Here is a 6088-nt window from a genome sequence, read left to right on the forward strand (position 1 = left end):
CGGGGGCAACCCCAGTCACTAGTAAAAGTGCCACCGCCCGCTGCGTTCCCCTGGAACCGCGCGGGCGGCAAGCACCCAGTCCTCACGCCGCCATGAACACCGCCTATCGCAAGCCGCTGCCTGGTACGAAGCTCGACTACTTCGATGCCCGCGCCGCCGTCAATGACATCTCCCCCGGCGCCTGGGACAAGCTGCCCTACACCTCCCGCGTGCTCGCCGAAAACCTCGTGCGCCGCTGCGACCCGGCCACGCTGACCGACTCGCTCAAGCAGTTGATCGAGCGCCGCCGCGACCTGGACTTTCCGTGGTTCCCGGCCCGCGTGGTCTGCCACGACATCCTGGGCCAGACCGCACTGGTGGATCTGGCTGGCTTGCGCGATGCCATTGCCGATCAAGGCGGCGATCCGGCCAAGGTCAACCCGGTGGTCCCGGTGCAACTGATCGTCGACCACTCGTTGGCCGTGGAATGTGGCGGCTTTGATCCGGATGCGTTCAAGAAGAATCGCGCCATCGAGGATCGCCGCAACGAAGACCGCTTCGACTTCATCAACTGGACCAAGAAGGCGTTCCGCAACGTCGACGTGATCCCGCCGGGCAACGGCATCATGCACCAGATCAATCTGGAGAAGATGTCGCCGGTGATCCATGCCGATACCGTGAGCGGCGTGGCCTATCCCGACACCTGCGTCGGCACTGACAGCCACACGCCGCACGTGGATGCGCTGGGCGTGATCGCCATCGGCGTGGGCGGACTGGAAGCCGAAAACGTGATGCTGGGCCGCGCGTCGTGGATGCGCCTGCCGGACATCGTCGGCGTGGAACTGACCGGCCGCCGCCAGCCGGGCATCACCGCCACCGACATCGTGCTGGCCCTGACCGAATTCCTGCGCCAGCAAAAGGTGGTGGGCGCGTATCTGGAATTCCGGGGCGAAGGTGCGTCGAGCCTGACGCTGGGCGACCGCGCCACGATCTCGAACATGGCGCCCGAGTACGGCGCCACGGCTGCGATGTTCTTCATCGACGGCCAGACCACCGAATACCTGCGCCTGACCGGCCGCGACGAAGCGCAGGTGCAACTCGTCGAGACCTACGCGAAGACCGCTGGCCTCTGGGCCGATGCCCTCGCCAATGCCGAGTACGAGCGCACGCTCTCGTTCGATCTTTCAACCGTGGTCCGAAACATGGCCGGTCCGTCGAACCCGCACAAGCGCCTGCCAACGTCCGACCTGGCCGCGCGCGGCATTGCCGGCAAGTGGGAAGAGACGCCGGGCCAGATGCCCGATGGCGCGGTCATCATCGCGGCCATCACGAGCTGCACGAACACCAGCAACCCGCGCAACGTGATTGCCGCCGCGCTGCTGGCCCGCAATGCCAACGCCCGTGGACTGACGCGCAAACCGTGGGTCAAGTCGTCGCTGGCACCGGGCTCCAAGGCGGTCGAGCTTTATCTCGAAGAAGCCAGGCTGCTGCCCGACCTCGAAAAGCTCGGCTTCGGCATCGTCGCGTTCGCCTGTACGACCTGCAACGGCATGTCGGGCGCGCTCGATCCGAAGATCCAGCAGGAAATCATCGATCGCGACCTGTACGCGACGGCAGTGCTCTCGGGCAACCGCAACTTCGATGGCCGCATCCACCCGTACGCCAAGCAGGCATTCCTGGCCTCGCCGCCGTTGGTGGTGGCCTATGCCATCGCCGGGACCATCCGTTTCGATATCGAGCAGGATGTGCTGGGCATCGGCACGGATGGCCAGCCGGTCTACCTGAAGGACATCTGGCCGAGCGACGAGGAAATCGACGCCATCGTGCGCCAGAGCGTCAAGCCCGAGCAGTTCCGCAAGGTCTACGAGCCGATGTTCGCGCTACATGCGGAGAACGACACGTCCATCGATCCGCTGTACGACTGGCGTCCGCAGAGCACGTATATCCGCCGCCCGCCGTACTGGGAAGGCGCCCTGGCCGGCGAACGCACGCTGCACGGCATGCGCGCGCTGGCGGTGCTGGGCGACAACATCACCACCGACCATCTTTCCCCGTCGAACGCGATCCTGCTGGACAGCGCGGCTGGCGAGTACCTGGCCAAAATGGGGCTGCCCGAAGAGGACTTCAACTCGTACGCCACGCACCGGGGCGATCACCTGACCGCCCAGCGCGCCACCTTCGCGAATCCGACCCTGCTTAACGAAATGGCCGTGGTCGATGGTGCCGTGAAGAAGGGTTCGCTGGCCCGCATCGAGCCGGAAGGCAAGGTGGTGCGGATGTGGGAAGCCATCGAGACCTACATGGAGCGCAAGCAGCCGCTGATCGTGATTGCCGGGGCCGACTACGGCCAGGGCTCGTCGCGTGACTGGGCAGCCAAGGGCGTGCGGCTGGCCGGTGTGGAGGCCATCGTTGCCGAAGGCTTCGAGCGCATCCACCGTACCAACCTGATCGGCATGGGCGTGTTGCCGGTGGAGTTCTATCCGGGCACCAACCGCACGACGCTCAACATCGACGGCACCGAAACCTTCGACGTGATCGGCGAACGCCGTCCGCGCGCGGAACTGACGCTGGTGATCCATCGCCGCGACGGCGACAAGCTCGAAGTGCCCGTGCTGTGCCGCCTCGATAGCGACGAGGAAGTGTCGATCTACGAAGCCGGGGGCGTGCTGCAGCGCTTTGCGCAGGACTTCCTGGAATCGTCGCGCGCAGCGGCCTGATATCGCCGCGCTTGATTAGGACAATTACGATGGCTCACGCACCTCAAATCAAGATTCCCGCCACCTACCTGCGTGGCGGCACCAGCAAGGGCGTCTTCTTCCGATTGCAAGATCTGCCGGAAGCCGCGCAGGTGCCCGGCGCCGCACGCGACAAGCTGCTGCTGCGCGTGATCGGTAGCCCCGATCCGTACGGCAAGCAGATCGACGGCATGGGCGCCGCCACGTCGAGCACCAGCAAGACGGTGATCATCGCCAAGAGCACGCGTCCCGGTCACGACGTCGATTACCTGTTCGGTCAGGTATCGATCGATCAGCCATTCGTGGACTGGAGCGGCAACTGCGGCAACCTGTCGGCAGCCGTGGGGCCATTCGCGATCAGCAACGGCTTTATCGAGGCATCGCGGATTCCTCAAAACGGCACGGTTACCGTGAAGATCTGGCAAGCCAATATCGGCAAGACGATCATCGCGCACGTGCCCATCACGGACGGCGCGGTACAGGAGACCGGCGACTTCGAACTCGATGGCGTGACCTTCCCGGCTGCCGAGGTCCAGCTCGAATTCATGGACCCGGCTGCCGACGAAGGCGATGACGGCGGCGGTGCGATGTTCCCCACCGGCAGCCTCGTCGACGACCTTGACGTCCCCGGCGTCGGCACGCTGCGCGCCACGATGATCAACGCCGGCATCCCGACGATCTTCGTCGAGGCCGAGGCCATCGGCTACACGGGCACGGAGTTGCAGGACGCCATCAACGGCGACCCGAAGGCACTGGCGATGTTCGAAACCATCCGCGCCTACGGTGCGAAGCGCATGGGTCTGATCCAGAACATCGACGAGGCCAAGACGCGCCAGCACACGCCGAAAGTCGCCTTTGTAGCCAGGCCGGTGACCTACACGGCATCGAGCGGCAAGGCGGTCAAGGCCGAGGACGTGGACCTGCTGGTCCGCGCGCTGTCGATGGGCAAGCTGCACCACGCGATGATGGGCACGGCTGCAGTCGCCATCGGCACGGCGGCAGCAGTGCCGGGCACGCTCGTCAACCTGGCTGCCGGTGGCGGCGAACGTGAGGCCGTGCGCTTCGGGCATCCGTCCGGCACGCTGCGTGTGGGCGCGCAAGCGGTGCAGGCCGATGGGCAATGGACAGTGAAGAAAGCCATCATGAGCCGCAGCGCACGCGTGCTGATGGAAGGCTGGGTAAGGGTGCCGGGAGACGCGTTCTGAGCAATACCTGATCGCTGATTCTTTAGATTGTTCGAGCGGCATCTTTTCGAAAGGGAAGATGCCGCTTTGTCTTATCAGGCGTACCTTTGCGGACTTGTGACAGCGCTGGCGCAGTTGTCGACGCAACTTTTTTTGGTGGGTATAGTGCTCGCTCTGTTGGTTGACGATGGCCCTCTCCCGCGCCTTTTGGTTTTCTCCCCTCTCCCTCTGGGAGAGGGGCCGGGGGAGAGGGCCAGCAGTACGTCAGCCGCAGTCTCATGACCCAGCCACCAGCGGCATCACCGCTTCCACAAGAAGTCGCCACGATGCCGCCAAGAGGAGAACGCATGCAACATCCTGCCAAGTTGAAACCCATCGTCACCGCCCTGCTGCTGTCCGCCACGCTGATGGCCGGCGCGGCCCATGCGCAGCTCGCACCGTCGCCCAGCGCCACGGCGCCCGCAGGCACCACGACCGAGGCACGCAAGGCGAACATCGTGATCATCGGCACGGGCGGCACCATCGCCGGTGCAGGGGCCTCGGCCACCAACACCGCGGCCTACCAGTCCGCCGTGGTGCCAGTCGACAAGATCATTGCCTCGGTGCCGGAAATCTCGAAGGTCGCCAACGTCAAGGGCGAACAGATCTTCCAGATCGGCTCCGAGAGCTTCAACAACGAGCGGCTGCTGAAACTGGGCAAGCGCGTCTCCGAACTGCTCAAGCAACCGGATGTGGACGGCGTGGTGATCACGCACGGTACCGACACGATCGAGGAAACCGCATACTTCCTGAACCTCACGCTGAAGAGCGACAAGCCGGTGGTGGTGGTCGGCTCGATGCGTCCGGGCACCGCGCTGGGTGCCGATGGCGCGCTGAACCTGTATGACGCCGTGCTGGTGGCGTCGAGCCCGGCCTCGAAGGGCAAGGGTACGCTGGCCGTGCTCAACGACGAGATCCACACCGGCCGCGACGTGACCAAGACCAATACGTTCAAGACCGAAACGTTCCGCTCGCCGTTCGGGCCGCTCGGATACGTAGTGGAAGGCCGCACGCTGTACTACCGTACGCTCGCCCGTCCGCACACGACGCAGACGGAATTCGATATCGACAAGATCGACAAGCTGCCGGAAGTGGCCGTGGTCTATGCCTACGGCAACGTCAACCCGGCCAGCGTCGATGCTGCGGTGAAGAGCGGTGCCAAGGCCATCGTCTATGCAGCCACCGGTAACGGCAGCGTGGGCGACTACATGGTGGAATCGCTCAAGGCGGCACAGGCCAAGGGCGTGCAGGTGGTACGCGCATCGCGCACCGGCAGCGGCATCGTGGTCCGCAACGCGGAGCAGCCCGATGACAAGTACAACTGGATCGTCACCGACGACCAGTTGCCGCAGAAAGCGCGCATCCTGATGGCGCTGGCGCTGACCAAGACCAACGATCCGAAGGCGCTGCAGCAGATCTTCTGGAAGTACTGATCCCGCCGAAGTCCTGACGTTTCAAAGAAGGGCCGTGCTCATCAACGCCTTGGCGCAGAGCGCGGCCCTTTCATTTTCCGCTTCCGCATAGACCGCGACCTCGGTCACCACCTGCCTGCGGCCCCGACGCACCACATCGGCCACTGCCCGCAGCGCGGCGGACTTCGCCGGCGCCAGGTACTGGATGGACAGCGAAGACGTTGCCCCGCCCTTCACGGTTTCCTGATCCACATTCGTGAACGCCGCCGCGGCGCCCGCCACATCGATCAGCGTGGCGATGACACCGCCATGCACCATGTCGCCCGCCGTGATGTTCTGCATGCTGAACGGCAGCAGCAACTCCACATGATCGATCTCGACCCGGCCAAAGCGGATGCCAAGCGCACGCGCCACGGGCGAACCAATGAGCACCGATTCGAGCATGGCCATCGCGCGGGGATCGACAGTCTGGACGGTCTGGTCTGGCATGGGTGGTCTCCTTGTCCGGGAGTGATACCGGTTGTGAAGACAGCGTAGGCGCCGGACGGGCGCTCCACAATGACCTCTGCCGTAATAAGGACTCGGGGAGGGATGCGGGGGCCGTTTATAATGCGCGGTCAGTCATTGCCGCCCCCGCCTTTCCCGCCACATGTCAGACCGCCCCGCCGATCCGCTTCACCCGCAGGCCCCTATCCCGCAAGCCGACGCGGCCCAGTCACGCCTGGCCGACCGTCCGGAC

Annotated in this window: 4 protein-coding genes; 3 read left to right on the plus strand and 1 reads right to left on the minus strand. The window is 64.8% G+C overall.

What is annotated here, in order from left to right; translation table 11 throughout:
• Positions 1–92 precede the first annotated feature (92 nt).
• The 3 genes from acnD to FFS21_RS25500 all read left to right on the plus strand — a co-directional run bounded on the left by acnD (position 93) and on the right by FFS21_RS25500 (position 5370).
• Positions 93–2696 (plus strand): Fe/S-dependent 2-methylisocitrate dehydratase AcnD, encoded by a 2604-nt coding sequence (acnD, locus tag FFS21_RS25490; protein WP_137927492.1) that lies wholly within the window; start codon positions 93–95, stop codon positions 2694–2696.
• A 29-nt stretch (positions 2697–2725) separates the two neighbouring features.
• Positions 2726–3919 (plus strand): 2-methylaconitate cis-trans isomerase PrpF, encoded by a 1194-nt coding sequence (gene prpF / locus FFS21_RS25495; RefSeq protein WP_137927493.1) that lies wholly within the window; start codon positions 2726–2728, stop codon positions 3917–3919.
• A 326-nt stretch (positions 3920–4245) separates the two neighbouring features.
• On the plus strand, positions 4246–5370 hold the full coding sequence (locus FFS21_RS25500; protein ID WP_137927494.1) for an asparaginase: 1125 nt from the start codon (positions 4246–4248) through the stop codon (positions 5368–5370).
• A 21-nt stretch (positions 5371–5391) separates the two neighbouring features.
• On the opposite strand, the gene FFS21_RS25505 is transcribed toward FFS21_RS25500, so the two are convergent.
• Positions 5392–5838 carry a PaaI family thioesterase gene (locus FFS21_RS25505; RefSeq protein ID WP_137927495.1) on the minus strand — a complete coding sequence of 149 codons (447 nt, stop codon included), beginning with the start codon at positions 5836–5838 and terminating at the stop codon, positions 5392–5394.
• Positions 5839–6088 lie beyond the last annotated feature (250 nt).

This window comes from Cupriavidus sp. 2SB, from assembly GCF_005503625.1.
Lineage (GTDB): Bacteria > Pseudomonadota > Gammaproteobacteria > Burkholderiales > Burkholderiaceae > Cupriavidus.

Bases quoted from the DNA above. Each gene is read 5' to 3' on its own strand.
- acnD (WP_137927492.1), top strand. From the start codon at position 93: ATGAACACCGCCTATCGCAAGCCGCTGCCTGGTACGAAGCTCGACTAC.
- FFS21_RS25500 (WP_137927494.1), top strand. From the start codon at position 4,246: ATGCAACATCCTGCCAAGTTGAAACCCATCGTCACCGCCCTGCTGCTG.
- prpF (WP_137927493.1), top strand. From the start codon at position 2,726: ATGGCTCACGCACCTCAAATCAAGATTCCCGCCACCTACCTGCGTGGC.
- FFS21_RS25505 (WP_137927495.1), bottom strand. From the start codon at position 5,838: ATGCCAGACCAGACCGTCCAGACTGTCGATCCCCGCGCGATGGCCATG.